Origin of the sequence: Actinacidiphila glaucinigra (assembly GCF_035918135.1) — a bacterium.
Classification (GTDB): Bacteria; Actinomycetota; Actinomycetes; order Streptomycetales; family Streptomycetaceae; genus Actinacidiphila; species Actinacidiphila glaucinigra.
In genome coordinates, this window is sequence record NZ_CP109144.1 from 4,428,159 (window position 1) to 4,449,610 (window position 21,452).

17 protein-coding genes, 2 tRNA genes, 1 other RNA gene and 1 pseudogene are annotated in these 21,452 nt (G+C 71.1%); 4 read left to right on the forward strand and 17 right to left on the reverse strand.

Features of this window, described 5'->3' with window-relative positions:
- Positions 1–7 precede the first annotated feature (7 nt).
- Positions 8–81: transfer RNA gene (locus OIE69_RS19715), tRNA-Pro, on the forward strand.
- A 79-nt stretch (positions 82–160) separates the two neighbouring features.
- On the opposite strand, the pseudogene OIE69_RS19720 reads toward OIE69_RS19715, so the two are convergent.
- The 6 genes and pseudogenes from OIE69_RS19720 to OIE69_RS19745 form a co-directional block, all read right to left on the reverse strand.
- Positions 161–411 (reverse strand): annotated as a pseudogene (locus OIE69_RS19720) (tyrosine-type recombinase/integrase); the annotation flags it as partial.
- Between the two features lie 2,062 nt (positions 412–2,473).
- Positions 2,474–2,890 carry a hypothetical protein gene (locus tag OIE69_RS19725; RefSeq protein WP_326573291.1) on the reverse strand — a complete coding sequence of 139 codons (417 nt, stop codon included), beginning with the start codon at positions 2,888–2,890 and terminating at the stop codon, positions 2,474–2,476.
- 336 nt (positions 2,891–3,226) lie between these two features.
- A complete protein-coding gene (locus OIE69_RS19730; RefSeq protein ID WP_326573293.1) occupies positions 3,227–3,541 on the reverse strand; it encodes a site-specific integrase in 315 nt (104 codons plus the stop codon).
- Between the two features lie 145 nt (positions 3,542–3,686).
- On the reverse strand, positions 3,687–4,232 hold the full coding sequence (locus OIE69_RS19735; protein ID WP_326573295.1) for a cupin domain-containing protein: 546 nt from the start codon (positions 4,230–4,232) through the stop codon (positions 3,687–3,689).
- A gap of 512 nt (positions 4,233–4,744) precedes the next feature.
- Positions 4,745–6,304: an alpha/beta hydrolase gene (locus OIE69_RS19740; RefSeq protein ID WP_326573297.1), complete on the reverse strand. Its 1,560-nt coding sequence runs from the start codon at positions 6,302–6,304 to the stop codon at positions 4,745–4,747.
- A gap of 222 nt (positions 6,305–6,526) precedes the next feature.
- Positions 6,527–6,991 (reverse strand): GNAT family N-acetyltransferase, encoded by a 465-nt coding sequence (locus OIE69_RS19745; RefSeq protein ID WP_326573299.1) that lies wholly within the window; start codon positions 6,989–6,991, stop codon positions 6,527–6,529.
- 73 nt (positions 6,992–7,064) lie between these two features.
- Between OIE69_RS19745 and OIE69_RS19750 the strand changes: the two genes are divergently transcribed.
- Both OIE69_RS19750 and OIE69_RS19755 read left to right on the forward strand, forming a co-directional pair.
- Positions 7,065–7,364: a DUF6191 domain-containing protein gene (locus OIE69_RS19750; RefSeq protein ID WP_326573301.1), complete on the forward strand. Its 300-nt coding sequence runs from the start codon at positions 7,065–7,067 to the stop codon at positions 7,362–7,364.
- Positions 7,365–7,410: 46 nt separating this feature from the next.
- A complete protein-coding gene (locus OIE69_RS19755) occupies positions 7,411–9,201 on the forward strand; it encodes a S9 family peptidase (protein WP_326573303.1) in 1,791 nt (596 codons plus the stop codon).
- Here OIE69_RS19755 and OIE69_RS19760 read toward each other — a convergent pair.
- The 9 genes from OIE69_RS19760 to ffs all read right to left on the reverse strand — a co-directional run bounded on the left by OIE69_RS19760 (position 9,157) and on the right by ffs (position 17,694).
- On the reverse strand, positions 9,157–10,011 hold the full coding sequence (locus tag OIE69_RS19760; protein ID WP_326573305.1) for an SURF1 family protein: 855 nt from the start codon (positions 10,009–10,011) through the stop codon (positions 9,157–9,159). The two genes, OIE69_RS19755 and OIE69_RS19760, sit on opposite strands and share 45 nt — an antisense overlap.
- A 48-nt stretch (positions 10,012–10,059) precedes the next feature.
- Positions 10,060–11,079, reverse strand: coding sequence for a hypothetical protein (locus tag OIE69_RS19765; protein WP_326573307.1), 1,020 nt, complete (start codon positions 11,077–11,079; stop codon positions 10,060–10,062).
- Entirely contained in the window at positions 11,076–11,738 is a 663-nt protein-coding gene (locus tag OIE69_RS19770; protein ID WP_392567535.1) for a SigE family RNA polymerase sigma factor, read from the reverse strand. Before OIE69_RS19770 ends, OIE69_RS19765 begins: the two co-directional genes overlap by 4 nt.
- A 288-nt stretch (positions 11,739–12,026) precedes the next feature.
- Complete coding sequence (locus tag OIE69_RS19775) at positions 12,027–13,301, reverse strand: aspartate kinase (protein WP_326573308.1); 1,275 nt, start codon at positions 13,299–13,301, stop codon at positions 12,027–12,029.
- Between the two features lie 245 nt (positions 13,302–13,546).
- Positions 13,547–14,194: a DUF5063 domain-containing protein gene (locus OIE69_RS19780; RefSeq protein WP_089225297.1), complete on the reverse strand. Its 648-nt coding sequence runs from the start codon at positions 14,192–14,194 to the stop codon at positions 13,547–13,549.
- Positions 14,187–14,786 carry a recombination mediator RecR gene (recR, locus tag OIE69_RS19785; protein WP_089225298.1) on the reverse strand — a complete coding sequence of 200 codons (600 nt, stop codon included), beginning with the start codon at positions 14,784–14,786 and terminating at the stop codon, positions 14,187–14,189. The genes OIE69_RS19780 and recR overlap by 8 nt, the downstream gene beginning before the upstream one ends.
- A 28-nt stretch (positions 14,787–14,814) precedes the next feature.
- Positions 14,815–15,150 carry a YbaB/EbfC family nucleoid-associated protein gene (locus OIE69_RS19790; RefSeq protein ID WP_078619825.1) on the reverse strand — a complete coding sequence of 112 codons (336 nt, stop codon included), beginning with the start codon at positions 15,148–15,150 and terminating at the stop codon, positions 14,815–14,817.
- 157 nt (positions 15,151–15,307) lie between these two features.
- Positions 15,308–17,497 (reverse strand): DNA polymerase III subunit gamma and tau, encoded by a 2,190-nt coding sequence (locus OIE69_RS19795; RefSeq protein WP_326573313.1) that lies wholly within the window; start codon positions 17,495–17,497, stop codon positions 15,308–15,310.
- A gap of 100 nt (positions 17,498–17,597) precedes the next feature.
- Positions 17,598–17,694: signal recognition particle sRNA small type (ffs, locus tag OIE69_RS19800), an RNA gene on the reverse strand.
- 72 nt (positions 17,695–17,766) lie between these two features.
- On the opposite strand from ffs, the gene OIE69_RS19805 reads away from it, so the two are divergent.
- Positions 17,767–17,854 (forward strand) — tRNA-Ser (locus OIE69_RS19805).
- A gap of 62 nt (positions 17,855–17,916) precedes the next feature.
- On the opposite strand, the gene OIE69_RS19810 is transcribed toward OIE69_RS19805, so the two are convergent.
- On the reverse strand, positions 17,917–18,108 hold the full coding sequence (locus OIE69_RS19810) for a hypothetical protein (protein ID WP_392567536.1): 192 nt from the start codon (positions 18,106–18,108) through the stop codon (positions 17,917–17,919).
- A 545-nt stretch (positions 18,109–18,653) separates the two neighbouring features.
- On the reverse strand, positions 18,654–21,392 hold the full coding sequence (locus OIE69_RS19815) for an FG-GAP repeat domain-containing protein (protein ID WP_326573315.1): 2,739 nt from the start codon (positions 21,390–21,392) through the stop codon (positions 18,654–18,656).
- Between the last annotated feature and the right edge of the window lie 60 nt (positions 21,393–21,452).

Consider the following 21,452-nt stretch of genomic DNA (forward strand, 5'->3'; position numbering starts at 1 on the left):
ACGACACCGGGGTGTGGCGCAGCTTGGTAGCGCGCTTCGTTCGGGACGAAGAGGCCGTGGGTTCAAATCCCGCCACCCCGACTTCGGAAAATGCAGGTCAGGGCCGGTTTCCCCAGTGGGGAGACCGGCCCTGCTTGTTGTTGAGTGTCTAAGTGAGTGTCTACGGCTTCGGATCGCGCTTGAAGATGCCGTCCATCACGACCGCCCCCGTCTGGATCACCGGCCGGATCTGCTCCGGTAGACCTCTTCGGTGACGGCGGTACCGGAGTGACCGACCAGGCGCGAGATCTCCTCCAGCGGGACCCCGCGGTCCGACAGCAGCGAGACGAAGCTGTGCCGCAGCTCCCGGGGCGTCCACTCAGCGGCGTTCACGCCGTTCGCATTCTTGAGGGCGGCGCGGCACGGCCGCTGACGCGGAGGTGCTGACCGCCGGCCGGGACCGCGGCCAGCGTACGGGCCCCGATCTCTCGCCCCATGACGGCTCCCGCCCAAAGCCTCTCCATGCCACCCGCGTGAGAACGCCCGGGCCGGGTGCCCATCCAGCCGGCACTGCAATGACGTACAAGTACGCTACGGTCTGGCCATCTCGGAGGTGGGGGCAGTGGCAAGTAAGAACAAGGTGCGGAGCCCGATGCCATGGTGGCTCTGGACGATCTTCTGGCTGCAGCTGGCATTTACCGCATGGCTGTTGATCTGGACTTCGGTTTCCGCCCCTCTCAGCATGCTTCCAGCGCTCTCTTTCGGAGCCATACTCAACTGGCACCGCAGCCGGTGAGACAGATGGTGATCTCAGGTTACGGACGGGTGCTGTGCAGCAACGAAGTGCAGCAACCACTCAACCCGTGGCTGACCACCAGCGGCCCCAGAGGACCGGCTGACATGCCCGGCAGACCTCCGCGACCGTCGCGCCCATAGTTCGCATCGAGGGGATCGGGCGTGCCACAGCCGTGCCAGGTGAGGCGGTGCCGAACGGGGAGCCACGGGGAACACCGGTGACGGGGTGGCTTTGCCGCAGGTCAGCATCCGCCCAGGTGAGGCAGGGTCCGCAGCCTCAGTCTTCCAAACTGGCGCTCCAAGATCTGAGTACAGAGGCGCTTGAATGATCCCGACGGTAGCACCGCCTCTCGAGCATTCAGGTCGCCAAGTGCACCTGCTCCAGAGCCCACGGCAGTCGCTCGGCCACTACAGCCCACTCAAGGACCGCCCCTGTCGAAGCGACCATACGGACGATGGCCGTCTGGGGACTCACTGACCAGACTTCCTTGCCTGTGGGCCGCCTTGGGTTCGTCGCGTCGAGTTCTGCGATCCGGACGACAATCCCGCCCATGGTGATAAGCCCCGGTGACAGCTGAGCGGTACTGTGCATCCACATCCCGGCTGGCACCCGGGGATGACTTCCTGACAGGACGCGGAGGCCGCACTCGACCTTCCCATCCTTAGCTAGCCGCTCGCCCCGCTTCTTGAGGACACGATCCCCGGCCAGACCTCCCCACAGCCCGCCCAACAGATCCCCGAGCAAGCCCAGCATTACAAATCGCCCCCTCCGCAGGGTTGTATCGCGAACGTGGACGGTACACGAGAACGGCGGCGAAGGGCCTGGATTCCCGGGCCGTCTCTGGGCCGTCCGACGGTAGCCAACGACGACAGATGACGACAGTCGCCGACGCTCCTTCCCCTGCTCAAGGGTGATGGTCCGGACACCGTCGCAGGTGCCATCCCCCGGACGGAAGTAGAGGAAGAACCTGCTGTGGCTGGGGCGGTCGGCTCCGCGGCTTTACGCAGTAGGGTGCTGGCCTCATAGGGGGTGGGATGGCTTCTCTCACGATCACTTGGACACTGCGCCATCACGGCTGGGCCTTCGTTAAGGTCGCCGACGATCACGGCGAGTCTGAGGTGTTCGCCTCGTACGTCACGGATGCGCCCGAGCAGTTCTTGTACGCGATCGCCAGGCTTGTGGGTGGCGATGACGACACACGAGCTGAGTTCGAGGGGGAACCTCAGGTCTACCGGTGGTTCTTCCACCGAGACGGGTCCGACGTTGACATCCGACTGGTCGAGGCAAGAGACCTTCGAGCGCCCGACAACTCAGGGACCGTTCTGTGGTCAGGACGCCACGACGCTACGACGCTGGCACGGGCGGCTGTGCGCGCCTTCGACCGGGTCGCTCATGAGCTGGGCGAAGAGGGCTACGCATCCCAATGGGGCCGCCCGTTCCCTCGAACGGAGCTCGAAGCTCTACGGACCGGGATGCGCACGCCTGGCAGTCCCATGAGACCTCAGCCACCGCAACGCCCATAGTCCACGTCGAGCGGCGCGTGCCACAGCCGTGCCAGGTGAGGCGGTGCCGAACGGGGAGCCACGGGGAACAGCGGTGACGGGGTCCGCTTTGCCGCAGGTCAGCACCGCCCAGGTGAGGCAGGGGCCGCAGCCTCAGTCTTCCAAACTGGGCTCTGCCACGTGGGGACGTTTCCCGTTACGTGCTCATCCACGCCGCGAGTTCGGCTGCACCGCGGCGGACGTCCCGATCCGGATCGTCGGCAAGAGCGGCGCACATGGTCGAGATTTCACGAAGCGCTTCTCCCGGCGGAGAGATCACGTCGTACACGGCCGTCAGCAACCAATCGCCGTACGTGTCATCAGCGTGAGCGAGAGCGCGGGCCACAAGCCGCACAGCGCTCAATGACCGCTGCTTCAGGAGTGCCTCTGCGGTCTGCCTGGTCACGAACGTGTCCTCTGGATCGAGCAGCAGGCGTTCCAGAACGGCCGCGGCGGACGCAATTCCCGCGTGCGCGGCGAGTCGCGGGCCGACAACGGCCCGCACGGCCAGCGAAGGCGACTGACCGTCCTCGATCGCCTCCGCTAGATCGCTACTGCTGGCGAAATTCGGCATGCTGGCATGTTGCCACGACGGGTACAGACCAGCGCAGTCAGCCTGAGTGTCTAACTGCGCTACAACGAGCCCGTACCCAGGCGGATACCCAGGGACGCCGACGAACAGTTTTCCCAGGTCACTCGCCGTATCGCCGCAGGTCACAGGGTGGGCTACGTTGCTTCGGGACGAAGAGGCCGTGGGTTCAAATCCCGCCACCCCGACTTCGTAGATGCAGATCAGGGCCATCTGGGAATTTCCCAGGTGGCCCTGACTCGTGTTGCGTGACTATCTGTGTGACTCACGCTCCCGGTCCCTGTTCAGGGATGCCGTCCATGACGACCGCCCCCGTCTGGATCACGGGGCGGATCTGCTTGCGGTAGACCTCCTCGGTGACCGAGAGTGCTCGACAAGGCGCGAGATCTTTTCGAGCGGCACGCCGCTGTCCGACGGCAGCGAGACGAAGCCGTGCCGCAGCTCTCGGGGAGTCCACTCGGCGGGATCGACGCCCTCAGCTCCCTTGAGGGCCGCGCGGAAGGCCCGCCGGACGTAGGACGCGTCCGGTTCATTGCCCACCACAGGGGCGGAGACGAGCCCGCGCTCCTCCCACTCGTCGCCGGCCGCCAGGCGGTCCCAGCCCGATGATTCGCTGCACTTCGACAGGAATCTCATGCGCCTTCATGGCTGCAGCCATACGCGCCGACCGGCCGGCGCCACGACGCACCGCGGCGGCCCCGGAACCCCACCGAAGGGGTCCCGGGGCCGTTCTATCCCAAGCGCAATGCAGACACTTCTCAGGCTTACGTGTTGCCGCGCCCTAGTCTTCAGACGGAAGGTCGCCCGGGAGGATGAATGAGCCGAACCGCTCCATGAGTTCCGGGTTGATGTTCGGCAGGTTGTCCATCATGTGCGGGACGGGCTTGCCGTGTTCGGCCTTGGGCGCTCCGTCGAAGAGGAGCTCTTCGTATCCTCCGGGGAGGAACATGAAAATCATCTTGGCGGCGTGAAGGCTCTTGTTGAAGAAGCCGTGCCTCGTATCGTTGGGCACGTAGTAGAAGGAGCCGGGGCCTGCGGTGACGGTGTCGTCACCGTTGACGAACTCCAGTTCGCCGGAGATCAGGTAGAACGCCTCCTGGTGCTTGCTGTGCACGTGCGGGTAGGCGCCGGCCCCGGCAGGGACGGTCGCCTCAACGAAGGTGAGCCGTCCGCCCGTTTCCGGGCCGCCGACCTTCAGGGTGTAGGTGTCTCCGACGATCCACCTCGTGTCGCCCTGCCCTGGCGGCACAAAGATGCCGTTCCTCTTCATGTAGCGGGAATCGTCCTGTCCCGCAGGATCATTCTGGCTCGGCGCGACGATGCTCAAGGCTGCTCCTCGATTGGGCCGCCGCCTGTCGGGGCGACGGATGCAGTGGACAGTAAAGTGACAACTACTTGACGAGTCAAGTACATGTCCCGGCGTGACGCCCAGGCTTCGCCGAGCGCAGCGATCGCCCCCCAGGCTGCGTGGGCGGGCAGTACGTGTTGCGGTGGTGCCGCTCCCAGCGGCGCATGGTGGGGTCACGGTGCGGCTGTACGGCACTTGATCTGTGCAGCTCTGGAAGACCGACGGCGGGCCGCGCGACCCGGAGGGCGGGAACAGCGGGGCAGCCGGCTGACGCCACCTCACCGGCGGCTTCGGCGGCGGAGTTGTGGAGTAGCGGACCTGGGCGACCGACGTCTGGGGCGACGGCCCGGGCCCGGCCGACCCGTCCGTCGCCGCGGCGACCGCCACGGAGCTGGACACCGAGACCGGCGGCCGCGCACCCCTGGGTGATCCGGCCCGACCTGGCCCGAGGCGCGCGGCGGCCCGGGAGGACGTGCCCGGGCCGCCGCGTGTCAGCCGCAGACCGTGCCCGGGGCGGGGAGTTCGCCGTGGGTGAGGTAGCGGTCGACGGCGTCGTCGACGCAGGGGCTGCCGCGGTGGTACGCGGTGTGACCGTCGCCGTCGTAGGTGAGGAGCCGGCCGGAGTCGAGCTGGCGGGCCAGGGACTGGGCCCAGGGGTACGGGGTGGCGGGGTCCCGGGTGGTGCCGACGACGAGGATCGGTGCGGCGCCGGGGGCGTTGATCGGGTGCGGGGCCTGGGTCGCCGGGACCGGCCAGTGGGTGCAGAGGACCAGGAACGTGGCCAGTGAGGCGCCGAACTGGGGTGAGGCACGCAGGAAGGCGGGCAGGGCGGCCTCCGCCTCGGCGCCGGAGAAGCGGGCGCCGAGGGTGGAGCTCAGGCAGTCGACGGCGAGGAGGGCGTCCGCGGCGTTGCCGGAGTCGTCCTCGTCCGCGCCGGCGAACTGCTGCAACTCCGCGGTGTCGCCCGCCAGGGCCTGGCGCAGCATGGTCCGCAGTTCCTCCCAGGAGGCCTCGCGCAGAGCCGTGATGACCGCGGTGAGGAGGTCCTCTCCGGTGACGGTGATGTCCTTGCCCTGGCGCAGCGGGCCGGCGTCCAGCTTGTCCACCAGTCCGTCGAGGACGCGGCCGGCCTCCGCGACGGAGTGGCCGACCGGGCAGTCGGGGCGGGCGGCGCAGTCGGCGGCGAAGGACTCCCAGGCCAGCTGGTAGCCGGCGGTGCTGTCCAGGTTCTCGCGGTAACCGTCGAGCGCGGGGTCGATGGCTCCGTCCAGGACCAGGCGGCCGACCCGCGTGGGGAAGAGCTCGGCGTACGTCGCGCCCAGGTAGGTGCCGTAGGAGTAGCCGAGGTAGTGCAGGCGCTCGTCGCCGAGGAGGGCGCGTACGACGTCCATGTCGCGCGCCGCGTCGGGGGTGCCGAGGTGGGGCAGCAGCTCCCCGGCCTGCTTCTCGCAGGCGTCGGCGAGTTCCTCGAACGCCTCGTAGGAGTCGGCGATCTCCGCCGCGCCGTCGGAGACCCGCAGGCCGAAGCCCATGGGGGTGGCCGGGGTGTCGGTCTCGCAGTCGACGGGGGTGCTGTACCGCACGCCGCGCTGGTCGACGGCGACCAGGTCGTACGCGGAGCGCATGGCCGGGGAGAAGGTGCCGGCGGCGGCGACCAGGTAGTCGACGGCGGACTCGCCGGGGCCGCCCGGGTTGACCTGGAGCGAGCCGACGCGGGCGGCGGCGTCGCCGGTGGCCCGCACGCGGGCGGCGGTCAGGGTGATGTCGCCGGCCTCCGGGCGGGCGTAGTCCAGGGGCACCGTCACGGTGGCGCACTGGAAGCCCGGCACGTCCTGGCAGGCCTTCCAGTCGAGGCGCTGCTCGTAGTAGCGCCGCAGCTCCGGGGGCACGCCCGCGGTGGGGTCCGCGACCCGTTCGGCGGCGGACGACGGCCGCGGCGGGACGGCGGTGGCGCAGGCCGCGGTCAGCAGCAGCCCGCAGGTGCTCAGCACCGCGAGCGCGCCGCGCAGCCTGCGCCGGGGTATCCCGTCGGTGTCCAGGACAGCGATCATCGCCACGCCTTCCTCGTGCGCCCGTGTGACGGGGGAGGGACCGCCGGACGCGGCGCCCGGGCCCCGGGGATCCGGGGGTGGGGGCCGTGGTCCGGTCGTGTCGCGGAGCGCTCGGACGCGCCCCCCGCGACTCCGCTGCGTCACCAGCCCATCACACGTCGTACGTGGCGGCGGCCCCGGATGGGCCGAACGTGTGAATCTCCGGGGCGCCCCGGGAGGGCTTCAGCGGGGCGCGTAGGCGATGCGCGCGAAGGGCCAGGCGCGGGCGAGCCAGTCGCCGACGACGCGGTGGAGTTCGGCGTCCAGGGCGGCGTTGCCCGCGCTGACCCAGGAGCGGACGTCGATGGTGCCGGGCTCGCCGCGGGAGGCGTAGACGTACACGCAGCCGATGACGTCGCCGCCGGGCACGGACAGGACGGTGTAGGTGAAGCCGGTGCGCCGCTCGAAGTCCTCCGCGTGCTTGCGCAGGTCCTCGAGGTTGGCCTCGAGGGTCATCCCGTCCGGCGGCGGCCAGGAGCGGCCCTCGAAGCCGGGGGTGGCGCGGATGTGGTCGATGCTGGACGTCCAGGCGGCGTGGTCGGCGGCGTTGTGCCGCGGGCCCAGGGGTTCCAGACGGAAGCGGTCGGTGGCGGGCGGGTCCGGGACGGTGAAGCCCGGCGGGACGAGGGGCTGTTCTGCGGCGGTCATGGCGCGAGGGTAGCCGGGTGCCCGCGGGGCCGTCGCCGTCGCGGCGGCGCCGTGCGAAGGTAGGGCCACGGGTGTGGAGTTCGTGGTCTTCATGACGCTGCCGGGCCTGGTGATCCTGCTGATCGGGGTGGCCTTCGTCGACCAGGTGCTGCGCCTGGGCAGGTGGGGCGGCCGGAGCGGGCAGGTCTCCTCGACCGGTTTCGAGCAGCTGCACGCGAGCTTCTCCCCGGGCGAGCGCAGCGAGTTGGACGAGCACCGGGCGACCCTGATGCTGCGCGACGAGGAGGGCGACGGGGCGCCCCCGCGGTCGCGGGTGGACCTGGGGCGGGGGACGGTGCTGATCGTCGTTCCGGGCCGTGATCGCAGCGGGTGACGACGGCCACGGTCCGCCGCGGGGCGCGATCGGGTTTGATGGTGGCATGAGCGACGTCATGGCTGGGATGCCGGATTGGGAGAAGCGCTTCCGGGCGCCACGCGTCGGACTGCCGGAGTGGGCGGAGGACGCCCCCCATCGCAGCCTGTTCGTGTCGAATGCGACGGGTACGTACGAGCTCTACGCGTGGGACCGGACGACCGGGGCGCAGCGGCAGGTCACCGACCGGCCGAACGGCACGTCGGACGGGACGCTGACACCGGACGGCGCCTGGGTGTGGTGGTTCGCGGACACCGACGGGGACGAGTTCGGGGTCTGGATGCGGCAGCCCTTCGAGGGCGGCCCGGACGAGCCGGCCGCGCCCGGTCTGGAGTCCTCGTATCCCGCGGGCCTGGCGCTGGGCCGGGGCGGGCTCGCGGTGGTCGGCCGCTCCACCGACGAGGAGGGCACGACGGTCCACGTCGTGCGTCCCGGGGCGGAGCCGGTGGAGATCTACCGGCACGAGGAGTCCGGCGGGGTCGGCGCGCTCTCGGAGGACGGCACGCTGGTCGTCGTCGAGCACACCGAGCACGGTGACGCGATGCACTCGGCGCTGCGGGTGGTCACGACGGACGGCACGAAGGTCGCGGAGCTGGACGACAGCGAGGGCGGCACGAAGGAACTGGGCCTGGAGTGCCTGGGGTTCGCCCCGGTCCTGGGGGACGCCCGGCTGCTGGTGGCGCACCAGCGGCGCGGCCGCTGGGAGCCGATGGTCTGGGACGTCGCGGCGGGCACGGAGACCGCGCTCGCCATCGACCTGCCCGGTGACGTCGCGGCGGAGTGGTACCCGGACGGCACCGCGCTGCTGGTGGTGCACTCGTACCGGGCCCGCAGCGAGATCTACCGCTACGGGCTGGCGGACGGGGAGCTGACCCGGCTGGACACCCCGGCGGGCTCGGTGAGCGGCGCCACGGCCCGCCCCGACGGGACGGTGGAGTTCCTGTGGTCGTCGGCGGCGGCGCCCTCGGAGGTGCGGTCGACGACCGGCGCGGTGGTGCTGGAGGCGCCCGGCGAGCGGGCCCCGGGCTCCCTGCCGGTGGAGGACGTATGGGTGGACGGGCCGGGCGGCCGGGTGCACGCACTGGTCCAGCGGCCCGCGCAGGGCGAGGGCCCGTACCCGACGGTGTTCGAGATCCACGGCGGGCCCACCTGGCACGACTCGGACGCCTTCGCGGCCGGTCCGGCGGCCTGGCTCGACCACGGCTACGCGGTGGTGCGGATCAACTACCGCGGTTCCACGGGCTACGGCCGGGAGTGGACGGACGCGCTCAAGCACCGCGTGGGCCTGATCGAGCTGGAGGACGTCGAGGCGGTCCGGGCGTGGGCGGTGGAGTCGGGCTTCGCCGACCCGGCGCGCCTGGTGCTGTCCGGCGGCTCCTGGGGCGGCTTCCTGACGCTGCTGGGGCTGGGCACCCGGCCCGAGCTGTGGACGGTGGGCCTGGCGGCCGTACCGGTCGCGGACTACGTGACGGCGTACAGCGACGAGATGGAGGCGCTCAAGGCGCTGGACCGCACCCTGTTCGGCGGTTCCCCCGAGGAGGTCCCGGAGCGCTACGAGGCGTCCTCGCCGATCACTTACGTGGCGCGGGTCAAGGCCCCGGTCTACATCTCGGCGGGCCTCAACGACCCGCGCTGCCCGATCCGGCAGATCGACAACTACGTCGAGCGGCTGGCGGGCCTGGGCAAGACGCACGAGGTCTACCGCTACGACGCCGGGCACGGCTCGCTCGTCGTCGACGAGCGGATCAAGCAGCTACGACTGGAGCTGGACTTCGTCCGCCGCCACCTCGGCGGCTGAGGCCGCGGCCGGCCCCTCCTCCGCGGTGAGGCCGAGCTCGGCGTCGCGCCGGGTCTCGGCCTCCCGGCGGACGAGCCGGAACCACATGAAGACCACGAAGCCCGCGAAGACGAACCACTCGCCGGTGTAGCCGAGGTTCTGGAAGGCCTTGAGGTCCAGGCCGGTGCCGCTCGGTGCGACGGGCGGGACGGCCCGCAGGGGCGCGTGCACGCCCTCGGTCTGGGTGATCCAGGCGCCGTACACCTGGTACGGGACGAGGTTGACCAGGGAGGCCGCGCTGATGATCCCCAGCTGCCCCTCGGGGAGCCCGCCGCTGCCGATCGCGCCGTCGGTGTCGGCGCCCTCGGGGGCCTGCAGGGCCCCGGTGACGGTGACCTCGCCGGCGGGCGCCGCGGGTACGCCGGCGGCGGACGCGTCGTCCGCGTCGCCGGGCAGCCAGCCGCGGACGACGGGCAGGACGGCCGCGCCGTCGCCGGTGCGCAGCGGGGTGAGCACGTAGTAGCCGGTACGTCCGTCGAGCTCACGGCCGGGTACGAGGAACTGGTGCGCGCTGTCGTAGCGGCCGGTGGCCCGTACGGTGCGGCCGGCCGTCTCGGTGGTGACCGCGGAGGTCGCCCGCGGCAGCAGGCGCTCCAGCGGGACCGCGTCGCGGGCGGCGGTCGCGGGGATGTCCTGGGCGGCGCGGTGGCTGTCGACGCGGGCCTCGAACCGGCTCAGCTGCCAGCTGCCCATGAACGTGCAGAAGACCACGGCGCACACCATGAAGAGGTGCCCGCCCAGCCAGCGGGGGGACAGCAGGAACCGGTACACGCCGTCAACGGTACGGGGCGCCCGGCCGTCCCCTGGAACCGCCCCCTGCTACTGGGCGGCGACGGCGCCGGTCCTGTACACCGTCCCGGCGCAGGCGCCGTCGATCGTCGCGTTGACGACGGGCGCTCCGGCCTCGGGGGTGTGGCTCAGCACGACGGCCGCCGGGGCGCCCTGGGCGGCACCGTTCTCGCCCGCCGGCGGCGCGGACGCCTCGCCGGTCGGGCTGTCGGTGGCGGTCGCGGTGGGCGTCGGCGTGGACGGGGGCGTGCAGCCGCCCGCGCCGCCCGCGGCCGGGACCCAGGTGAACTCGACGCGGTAGCTCTGCCCGGCCTTGAGGATCAGCGTGCCGAGGGAGTCGGGCAGCGTGGTGCCGTCGTTCGCGGTGTGGTCGACGACCTTGATACGGGCGGATTCGGCCGCGCCCTGGGCGGCGAAGGTCACCGTGCCGCCGCCGTCGACGGTGCACGAGCGATCGGAGGTGTTCGCCACCTGGAACCAGCCGCTGACCCGGCCCGCGCCGTCGGAGGCGCCCGCGTAACCGGAGGCGTTGCCGAGGTCGTCGGTGGAGCACAGCGGGGCGTTGGCCGCGAGCGTGTCGGAGGGGTCCACGGGGTCCGAGGACCCGGGCGGGACCTGGGCGTGCGAGCCGCTGGTCTGTGTGGGGTTCTCGTCCGGACTGCCGTCGCCGCCGGTCGGGCTGGGCGTGCCGGCGCCGGCGGCGGGACCGTTCGGCTCGGTGCCACCGGTGTCCTGGGCGCTGGACGCGTTGGCGGTGCCGGTCTTGGCGGAGCCGGAGATGTTCGCCGCGTGCAGGGCCGCGGGGACCGCGACCAGCGCCAGCAGGCACGCGGCCGCGCTGCCGGCCAGCAGCTGCCGGCGGTGGGTCCGCCGGGCGGGGACCGCACGTCGCAGATGGTCCAGCGCCTCGCGCCCGGGCTGGATGTCGCTCACCGCGTCGCGCATGAGCCGGCGCAGCGCCAGTTCGTCGGGGCTCAGCTGTTCCTCGGGGCTGCCGCCGTTGATGTCGTTCTCGGGTTCCATACCGCCGGGTGGGGTCGAGTTGGTCATGCCGGGGCCTCCATCGCGACGCGGAGCGCCGCGAGACCGCGCGAGCCGTACGCCTTCACCGAGCCTATGGAAATACCGAGGGTCTCGGCCACTTGGGCTTCGGTCATGTCGCCGAAGTAGCGCAGGACGAGCACCTCGCGCTGCCTGCGCTGCAGTTTGCGCAGGGCGGCCTTCAGCTCGTCGCGCTCCAGCGCCTCGTACGCGCCCTCCTCGGCGCTCGCCATGTCGGGCATGGGCTTGGACAGCAGCCGCATGCCCATGATGCGGCGGCGGAGCGCGGAGCGGGAGAGGTTGACGACGGTCTGCCGCAGGTAGGCCAGGGTCTTCTCGGGCTCGCGGACCCGCTTGCGGGCCGAGTGGACGCGGATGAACGCTTCCTGGACGACGTCCTCGCAGGAGGCGGTGTCGTCCAGCAGGAGTGCGGCGAGGCCGAGCAGCGAGCGGTAGTGGGCCCGGTAGGTCTCGGTGAGATGGTCGACGGTCGTCCCGACTGACATCGTGCCGTCAGTGTCGCCGCGGTCCGAGGGCGCCTGCACCACAGGCCAGGGCGCGATCACCGGGATGCCGCCGACTGTGCGCGACGGCCGCCGGACGTGCGGGCGCGCCGGAGCGCTGCTCCGCCCCACGAGGGGTGCTTCGATGCCGAGTGCCTCTGCCACGACTGTTGGACACGCGTCCCCCCGTCAGGGTTGTACGCCCGAGGCACCGCTTTTGACGGTGTAGCACATATGCGCATGCGTACCAACTCTTCCCCAATGCCCCTTTTTCCCGGCGCTGTTGCGCCGCGCCCGGCCTGCAGCACAGTAGGGCAGTGCGCTGACACAAGGACGCTCCCTGTGCGTCGCGCGGTTGCGACACACAGGGAGCTGAAATTGTCTGGCGCCTACAGGCTTCCGATCAAGCGGTATAGACCTGGGATTTGGGTCACCCGACCGGAACCGGGGTGATCAGCGGCCTGTTCCTCCGTAGACGACCGCTTCGTCGGTTTCGCTGTCCAGGCCGAACGCGGAGTGCACGGCGCGCACGGCCTCGTTGACGTCCTCGGCGCGGGTGACGACCGAGATGCGGATCTCGGAGGTCGAGATCAGTTCGATGTTGACGCCCGCGTTGGACAGCGCCTCGAAGAACTGCGCCGTGACACCGGGGTTGGTCTTCATGCCGGCGCCGACCAGCGAGATCTTGGCGATCTGGTCGTCGTAGCGGAGCGTCTCGAAACCGATGCCGCCCTGGACGCGCCGGAGGGCCTCGATCGCCTTCGGGCCGTCGGCCTTGGGGAGGGTGAAGGAGATGTCGGTCAGGCCGGTGGCCGCGGCCGACACGTTCTGCACCACCATGTCGATGTTGATCTCGGCGTCGGCGATCGCCCGGAAGATCACGGCGGCCTCGCCGGGCTTGTCGGGCACACCGACGACCGTCACCTTGGCCTCGGATGTGTCGTGCGCGACACCGGAGATGATCGCGTGCTCCATGCCCTTCTGGTCCTCTCGCGGCTCATTGCTGACCCAAGTGCCCTGGAGGCCGGAGAACGACGACCGGACGTGGATCGGGATGTTGTAACGGCGGGCGTACTCCACACAGCGGTGCAGCAGCACCTTGGAGCCGGAGCTGGCGAGCTCCAGCATGTCCTCGGACGAGATCCAGTCGATCTTCTGCGCCTTCTTCACCACGCGGGGATCCGCGGTGAACACGCCGTCGACGTCGGTGTAGATCTCGCACACCTCGGCGTCCAGGGCCGCCGCCAGCGCCACCGCGGTGGTGTCGGAGCCGCCCCGGCCCAGCGTCGTGATGTCCTTGCTGTCCTGGGAGACGCCCTGGAAGCCGGCCACGATCGCGATGTTGCCCTGGTCGAGCGCCGTGCGGATGCGGCCCGGCGTGACGTCGATGATGCGCGCTTTGTTGTGGACGGAGTCGGTGATGACACCCGCCTGGCTGCCGGTGAAGGACTGCGCCTCGTGTCCGAGGTTTTTGATCGCCATCGCCAGCAGGGCCATGGAGATCCGTTCTCCGGCGGTCAGCAGCATGTCGAACTCGCGGCCGGTAGGCATCGGAGATACCTGCTCGGCGAGCTCGATCAACTCGTCCGTCGTGTCACCCATCGCCGAGACCACGACGACCACCTGATGGCCGCTCTTCTTGGCATCGACGATCCGCTTGGCAACGCGCTTGATGCCCTCGGCATCCGCAACGGAGGAGCCGCCGTACTTCTGCACGACAAGGCCCACGTGCGCTCCTCAAATCCGGTACTGCGTTCGGCTCAGTCTAACGAGCAGGCCGGTACGGACCCCTCAATACCACATGTTGAGACGCCGGGCCCACTCTGCGAGCCATCTGCCCAGCGACACGCCGAGGTATGCACACCGGGCGGCGTGCTCCGGATCACTACGGCCCCCGGCCGCCCCCGCACGGACGCGCGCCCGCCCCTCGGGAGGGGACGGGCGCGGTGGTGTCCTGGGACCGGGGTCCGGGTTCAGCGGGTGGGGCGCAGCCCCAGGGGCTTGGCGATCTCGGCGGCCATCACCCGGCCGGCCTCGGCGGCGAGTCTCTCCTCGTCGTCGGCGCCGTGATCGGTGTCCAGGCCGTCCAGCGCGTCCAGCGGGCTGTCGAGCCGCACGTGGGCGACGAGGGACTGCAGGGCCCGCAGCGAGGCCGAGGCGGTCGGCCCCCAGTTGGACAGGTAGGAGAACTGCCACCACCACAGGGCCTCGCTGACCCGGCCCTCGCGGAAGTGCGCCAGGCCGTGCGCGAGGTCCGTCACGACGTCAGCGAGATCGTCGGAGATCCGGCAGGCCACCGGCGTGCTGCGCGGCACGTACGGGTCGAAGACCTCGGAGTAGACGTCGATCGGCTCCAGCAGCACCGCGAGCCGCTGGCGCAGCTCGTCGGCGTCCGGCTCCGGGCCGATGTCGGGCTCGTAGCGCTCCTCCGGGACGATGTCCTCGTGCGCCCCGAGGCGGCCGCCCGCCAGCAGCAGCTGGGAGACCTCCAGCAGCAGGTAGGGCACCGCGCTGTCGGGGTCGTCGCCCTTGGCGACCTCCCGCACCGACAGGATGAAGCTCTCGATCTGGTCCGAGATCGAGGAGGCGAAGTCGTCGGGGTCCAGGGCGTTGTCAGACATCAAGCAGCCGCCTTCCTTCAAAGGCCCGGCCGAGCGTGACCTCGTCGGCGTACTCCAAGTCGCCGCCGACCGGCAGACCGCTCGCGAGACGGGTGACCTTCAGTCCCATCGGTTTGACCATGCGTGCGAGATACGTGGCCGTCGCCTCCCCCTCGAGGTTGGGGTCGGTGGCCAGGATCAGCTCGGTGACGCTGCCGTCCGCGAGCCGCGCCAGCAGCTCCCGTATGCGCAGGTCGTCCGGGCCGACCCCCTCGATCGGGCTGATCGCGCCGCCGAGCACGTGGTAGCGGCCGCGGAACTCGCGGGTCCGCTCGATCGCGACCACGTCCTTGGGTTCCTCGACCACGCAGATGACGGTCGGGTCGCGGCGCGGATCACGGCAGACCCGGCACTGGTCGGCCTCCGCGACGTTGCCGCAGACCGCGCAGAACCGGACCTTCGCCTTGACCTCGCTCAGGGCGTGCGCGAGCCGCCGGACGTCGGCGGGATCGGCCTGCAGGATGTGGAAGGCGATCCGCTGCGCGCTCTTGGGACCCACGCCGGGCAGCCTGCCCAGCTCGTCGATCAGGTCCTGAACCACGCCCTCGTACACGCTGTGCCCTCTTCGTTCGTCGCCTGGACTAGAAAGGAAGGCCGGGGATGCCCCCGAGCCCCTGGGCGAGCGGGCCGAGCTTGTTCTGCTGCAGCTCCTGCGCGCTCGCGGTCGCGTTGTGCACGGCGGCGACGACCAGATCGGCCAGCGTCTCCGTGTCCTCAGGATCGACCGCCTTGGGGTCGATGACCAGACCCCGCAGCTCGCCGGCTCCGGTCACGGTCGCCTTCACCAGGCCACCGCCGGCCGTACCCTCGATCTCGGTCTCGGCGAGCTCCTGCTGGGCCGCCGCGAGGTCCTGCTGCATCTTCTGTGCCTGCTTGAGCAGCTGCTGCATATTGGGCTGACCACCACCGGGGATCACGGTCTCGCTCCTGCCTCACGACGTCGGTTGTGCGGGTAGGGCGAGCCTACGTGCTCGGGCGCCCGCTCGCGCTACCCGTACGAGGGAACGAGCGGCGCGCGTCGCCCGTTCCGCCCCGGCCGTGCCGTTCCCCACAGGAGGAACGGGGCCGCCGCGGCTACTCGTTGGCGATCTCCTCGATCAGGGTGGCGCCCAGCTCGCGCACGATGAGGTCGTGGCCGCTGAGCGCCGTCTCGTCCAGGTCCGGGTCGTCGTCCTCGGGCATGTCGTACTCGACGGGCGGGGGCTCGTCGGCGACGGGCGGGTACGCGGACGCCGCCGGCGCCGCGTTCACCGCGGCACGGGCCGCGGCCGCCGCGGCGGGCGGCGACGGAGGTGCCGGGGGCGAGCCCGGGTTCTGGGACTGCTGGCGCGGTTGTTGCTGCGGTTGCTGGTGCGGCTGCTGTGCGGCCGGTGCGGGGGACGCAGGGGCGGGACGGGGCCCGCCGGAGCCACCGCCCGGCCCCATGGGACCGGCGCCGCCGCCTCCGGGGCCGCCACCCGGGCTGACGATCGCCTCGATGCGCCACTGGACGCCCAGGGCCTCGCTGATCGCCTGCTTGAGCACCTCCTCGTGGCCGCGGTTGGCGAAGCTGTCGCGGGCGCCGGGGTTGTCGAAGCCGATCTGCAGCGTCGAGCCGTCGAAGCCGACGAGCCGGGCGTTCTGGTCGAGCAGTATCCAGGTCACCTTCCGCAGCCGCTTGACCGCGTCGAGGACGGTCGGCCACATCTGGTGGACGCGCGACGCGTCACCGATGGGCTGCGCGGTCGGTGCGGCCGGCGCGGCGGGCGGCGGCGTGGGCTCGGGAGCGGGCGACGCGGCGGCCGGAGCCGCCGCCGATGCCGCGGTGGGCCAGGCGCCGGGACGCTGGCCGCCACCGGGGGCGGCGGCGCTCGGCCAGGCGCCGGGACGCTGCGCGGCGGGGGGCTGCGCGGGCGGGGCGGCGGGCGGCGGCGTGGGCTCGGGAGCGACCGCGGGAGCCGGGGCGGGTACGGGAGCGGCGGCAGGTGCGGGAGCGGCTTCGGCGGGCCGGGCCGGTCCGCCCATCGCCGCGCGCGCCGCCGCGGGGCCGCCGCCGGGCGGGAGCGGCTCCCCGAACTCCACGACCGGGGCCGCCGGGCCGCCCGCGGGCGCCGCGAAACCACCGGCGGACGCGCGGCGTTCCAACCGGTCCAGGCGGGCCTGCAGCGACCGTTCGTCGTCGTAGGCCCCCGGCAGCAGCACGCGGGCGCAGATCAACTCCAGTTGCAGACGCGGCGAGGTCGCCCCGCGCATCTCCGTGAGCCCGGCGTTGACCAGGTCCGCGGCGCGGCTGAGCTCCGCCGCCCCGAACACCCCGGCCTGCGCCCGCATCCGCTCCACGACGTCGGCCGGGGCGTCGATCAGGCTCTTCTCCACCGCGTCCGGCACCGCCGCGAGGATCACCAGGTCCCGCAGCCGCTCCAGCAGGTCGGCCACGAAGCGCCGCGGGTCGTTCCCGCCCTCGATCACGCGGTCCACGACCTCGAACGCCGCCGCGCCGTCCCCGGCGGCGAAGGCGTCCACGACGTCGTCCAGCAGCGCGCCGTCGGTGTAGCCGAGCAACGAGGTCGCCATGGCGTACGTCACACCGGCCTCGCCCGCACCGGCGAGCAACTGGTCCATCACCGACATCGAGTCACGCACCGAGCCCGCACCGGAGCGGACCACCAGCGGGTACACCCCGGCCTCGACCGGGATCGCCTCCCGCTCGCAGACCTCCGCCAGGTAGTCGCGCAGCGTGCCGGGCGGCACCAGCCGGAACGGGTAGTGGTGGGTGCGCGACCGGATGGTGCCGATGACCTTCTCGGGCTCCGTGGTCGCGAAGATGAACTTCAGGTGCTCCGGGGGCTCCTCGACCACCTTCAGCAGGGCGTTGAAGCCCGCCGGGGTGACCATGTGCGCCTCGTCGATGATGTAGATCTTGTAACGGCTGCTCGCCGGCCCGAAGAAGGCCTTCTCCCGCAGGTCACGTGCGTCGTCCACACCGCCGTGCGACGCCGCGTCGATCTCGATCACGTCGATCGACCCCGGGCCGTTGCGGGCCAGGTCGCGGCACGACTGGCACTCCCCGCACGGCGTCGGCGTCGGGCCCTTCTCGCAGTTCAGGCAGCGCGCCAGGATGCGGGCGCTGGTCGTCTTGCCACAGCCGCGCGGCCCGCTGAACAGGTACGCGTGGTTGACCCGGTTGTTCCGCAGCGCCTGCTGCAGCGGGTCTGTGACGTGCTCCTGCCCGATGACCTCGGCGAAGGTCTCGGGGCGATAGCGGCGGTACAGAGCGAGGGACACGCCTACGACGATATCGGCACCCGCCGACACCCGGGCCCCGCCCATGTGACGGCGGCCTCCCCCGGCCGCCCCGGCCCGTGTTCCCGCAGCCCCGCGGGCAGCAAAAGACCCCCCACGCACCCGCCAGAGCCCACCTACCCTTGCTGCCTTCCGGCCCTGGGGGGTTTCAGCGAGATAGCGCCACGTGAGGGGCTGCGCCCAGCCTACATGATCGGATCACCCGGGAACGAGTTCGCGAGCACTCCCTCCGGTCTAGTAGTGTTTGCCGCGGAGGATTCGCCTAGTGGCCTAGGGCGCACGCTTGGAAAGCGTGTTGGGGGCAACCCCTCACGAGTTCGAATCTCGTATCCTCCGCCAGTGCCTCACCGGGCACGATGTCGAAGGGCCCCACCGCTCGCGGTGGGGCCCTTCGACGTCTTTCAGCCCTCGTTGTCCTGGTCTTTGTCCGCAGTGGGTGCATCCGGACCCCAGATCGCTGCCGCGATCTTCCGGGCCGCTTCCTTGAGCATGGGGTCGGTCACGTGCAGGTACCGCGCCCGCATCCGGGCTGCGGCGACCGACTCCCACCCCGTGATCCGGTCGATGACCCGGTCCGGGACCCCCAGCCGCATGAGGTCCGTGCCGGCCGTGTGGCGAGCGTCGCGAAGACAGCCGTCCGCCGCCGCACCTGCACCCGGTTCGTGCAGTAGCCCGCCTTCCGACCACCGGGGCGCTGGTGGGGTCACAGGTCCCGGCTCAGGCGAATCTCAGCCGACCGGGTCCCCCGGCCCCATCTACGCGATCCTCTCCGCCGGCGGCGGCAGGCGGTCGAGAATCCTGGTCGGCGTCCCGGATGACCACGGACGACCACTGAGATGGCGCGCCAGGCGTGCCCTTCACTTGAGCGGTCCCTGCCCAACGGGCCGCCCAGGTCCGGCCACGTGATCGGGTACACCTGCCACGCAGGTCGGGTAAGCCACGGTCAGCAAGGGTCGACACCCCACCCATGGCAGTGTCCTGCGAACGGGTTACTGCATGCCGGAGCGAAGCATGGAATCACGGGATCCGGATTCCCGAGCCCGGAGCGCGGGTTCACTCCCCGTCACCCGCTCCGAAGACGAGGGACCAGGTCAGGGATGCGCTCCCCGACCTGGTCCACGGCGTCCGCGTTGGCGCTTCAGAAAATGCCCTTGTAGCCCTGCCAACCGGTGGCGATCTTCACGCGCGCGGCAAAGGTGCCATTGCCGTAGCCGGTCTGCCGGTAGAGATTCCCGGCGGTGTCCCGGGCGACCAGGTCGGCCTTTCCGTCGCCGGTGACGTCACCCGCCCCGACGACCGCGTTGTACGAGGCCCCCCAGCCGGTGGCGATCTTCACGCGTGCGGCAAAGGTGCCATTGCCCTTGCCGAAGTACCGGTACAGGTTGTTCGACTTGTCCTGCGTGACGAGATCGCCGATCCCGTCACCGTTCAGGTCCCCGGCCCCGACCACCTTCTTGTAGGTCTTCCAGTTGTCGACCAGCTTCACGCGCGCGGCGAGTTTGCCACCGCTCGCTCCCTTGTACAGGTACACCGCTCCGGTGGAGGCGTTACGGGCGATCAGATCGGGGCGGCCGTCCTTGGTGATGTCACCCGGGGAGGTGAGGACGTCGTACTGGTTCCAGCCGGTGCCCAGCGTCGTGTACGGGGTCGTCGGCTTGAGCGCCGCCCCACAGGCCGGCTTGTACAGCCGGAGGGTGCCGGTACCGCTGCTCAGCCGGACGAGGACGTCGTTACAGCGGTCCCCGCTCAGGTCCACCATGGGTACCGGACGAATGCTCGTCGCCCAGCCGCTGCCGCTGGCCTTCCCGGAGAACGTGCCCTTGCCCGTGCCCTGCTGGAACGTCAGCGCACCGGAGGAGTTGAGGGTGAGCAGGTCGCCGATGCCGTCCCGGCCCGCGTGGTCCCGGAGCGCCGGTGCCGCGAGGGAGCCTGCCGTGAGGATGTGGATGCGCTCGCCGGCGTCCACGAACGCCACCCGGCTCCCGTACGGGTCGAGGGTCCAGCGGATCCGGCGGTCCGAGGTCGCGTCCTCCGGCCAGAGGTTGGACGGGGCGGGCAGATCGGCCACGTCGCCGGTGACCGCCTTCCCGGAGCCGACGTCGGTGCGCACCAGCTTGCCGCGGGCGTTGTCGTGGCGAACCAGGAACCCGTCGGCCAGCAGTGCGTCACCCGTCGGAACGGCCACCGACCGCCCTCGGGAGCGGTCGAACACTCCGGCCTTCTTCTGCGCGGAGCAGGCCCAGTACACAAAACGGCCGTTGACCTGCAGCTCGCTGGGTACGCACGCCGAACCGACGTTGACATCGACCGCCGGGTCGGTCGATCCGAGGCGGCTCATCGACACGTGACCCGCGGTGGACGTCGTGGTCCACAGCTGCCCGTCCCATAGGGCCGCGGCGTTCGCCGTGCGTGTCGAGACGACCTTGTTCTGCGTCCAGTCGACGAGGAACTGCTTCCGGTTCGCACCGCCGGACAGAAGGGCGTACCGCCCCTCCGCAGCCACCACCGTGCCGTAGAAACCCGGCACCGTCAGCGTCTGGACCTCACCCGTGGGCGTACGGCGGTGCACCCACTGGGCGCCGTCCAGATCGGAGTAGACGACGGACCCGTCACCGGCCCCGACCAGCCGGATGCAGCCGTAAACGAACACACATGGCTTCACCCATCCGCCGGCCTCCCGGACCGGCCCCACCTCGGGGACCGTGCCGGCGGACACCGTACGCGTCTTGAACATGACGTCGTAGGCCGGGGAGGAGGTCTGATCGGTCCAGGCCAACGTGCCGTTGGCCAGCGACAGCCCGTCCACGGGCGCGGGCACCGGCGGCAGGTCCATCACCTCACGGTCCACTATCTGGCCGTCCGACGCCTCGGAGAGCTGGTGCACGCCCCAGTCCGCCTTGTCCGGACCGCCGACCACGACGGCCGATCCGTCCGCCGATCGCTCAATCCAACCGTCCATCAGCGGAAGTAGCGTGCGCCACTCTCCGGCGTCGGTGAGCGGCCTGGTGAGCACGGCGCGGGTCTCGTCGCCGTACGTGGCAACCACGACGTCGTCACCGACGACCGTGAACTCGGTTTTCCCCTGGGTGCCCTCCCCCGGAACCTCGGTCACCGGCCCGTCCAGGGCGTCACGGCGCAGCAGCCGGGCACCGCTGCCCGGATACCACCAGCCGACGTAGTCGTCGCTGAGCACGGGTGTCCGAGACGAGCGATGGTCGTAGGGGCTGAATACCTTCGCCCAGGTTCCCTCGCGAACGTCGACGAGTACGAGTTGATCGAGGAACACCTTGGGGTCCTCGGTCGGCACGCGGTAGCGCATGAGCAGCGAGCGGTCGTCACGCTCGCTCACAGCGAGGAGCTTCGCGTCGGCGGGCCAGCCGCTCAGCACCGTGTCGCTGGTGCCGCCCTCGGCGGTCGCCTTCAGGAGGTGCACTTCCCGCACGTTGGCGGAGTTGCCGAGGTAGGCGACGACGACCCCCTCACCCGCCGTACTCGCGGGGCTCAGCCCGGTGGGGACCGTCACCGTGCCCCTGTCCGCACCGGAGCCCATCGCCCGGAACCGGAAGAGGCGTCGCCCCTCGGCGTCGGTTGACATCGTGTACGTGGTGTCCGACTGCGCAAGGTAGTCGGGTTGCTGGGTGCCGGCGAACTCAGTCACATCCCTGGTCAGGCCCGACGCATAGTCGGTCCACCGCAGGCCGGCAGAGCCCTCCGGGCTCGACAGCACACCGGTATCGCCAAAGCCTCTGAACACCGGGTTGCGCGGGGCGGACCGGTCCGCGGCAGGCAGAACGATCTCGCCCCCGCCGGCGGCCAGCGCCTTCCCCGCGGGCACGGCGACCAGAGCGCCCGCAGCAAGGGCGACAGCCACGGCCACGGCCGCACCCTCCCGGCCGAGCAAACGACGTCGTACGACCCTGTGACCCTGCACGGAACC

Bases quoted from the DNA above. Each gene is read 5' to 3' on its own strand.
- OIE69_RS19725 (WP_326573291.1), bottom strand. From the start codon at position 2,890: ATGCCGAATTTCGCCAGCAGTAGCGATCTAGCGGAGGCGATCGAGGAC.
- OIE69_RS19730 (WP_326573293.1), bottom strand. From the start codon at position 3,541: ATGAGATTCCTGTCGAAGTGCAGCGAATCATCGGGCTGGGACCGCCTG.
- OIE69_RS19740 (WP_326573297.1), bottom strand. From the start codon at position 6,304: ATGATCGCTGTCCTGGACACCGACGGGATACCCCGGCGCAGGCTGCGC.
- OIE69_RS19745 (WP_326573299.1), bottom strand. From the start codon at position 6,991: ATGACCGCCGCAGAACAGCCCCTCGTCCCGCCGGGCTTCACCGTCCCG.
- OIE69_RS19755 (WP_326573303.1), top strand. From the start codon at position 7,411: ATGAGCGACGTCATGGCTGGGATGCCGGATTGGGAGAAGCGCTTCCGG.
- OIE69_RS19765 (WP_326573307.1), bottom strand. From the start codon at position 11,079: ATGACCAACTCGACCCCACCCGGCGGTATGGAACCCGAGAACGACATC.
- OIE69_RS19780 (WP_089225297.1), bottom strand. From the start codon at position 14,194: ATGTCTGACAACGCCCTGGACCCCGACGACTTCGCCTCCTCGATCTCG.
- OIE69_RS19810 (WP_392567536.1), bottom strand. From the start codon at position 18,108: ATGCGGCTGGGGGTCCCGGACCGGGTCATCGACCGGATCACGGGGTGG.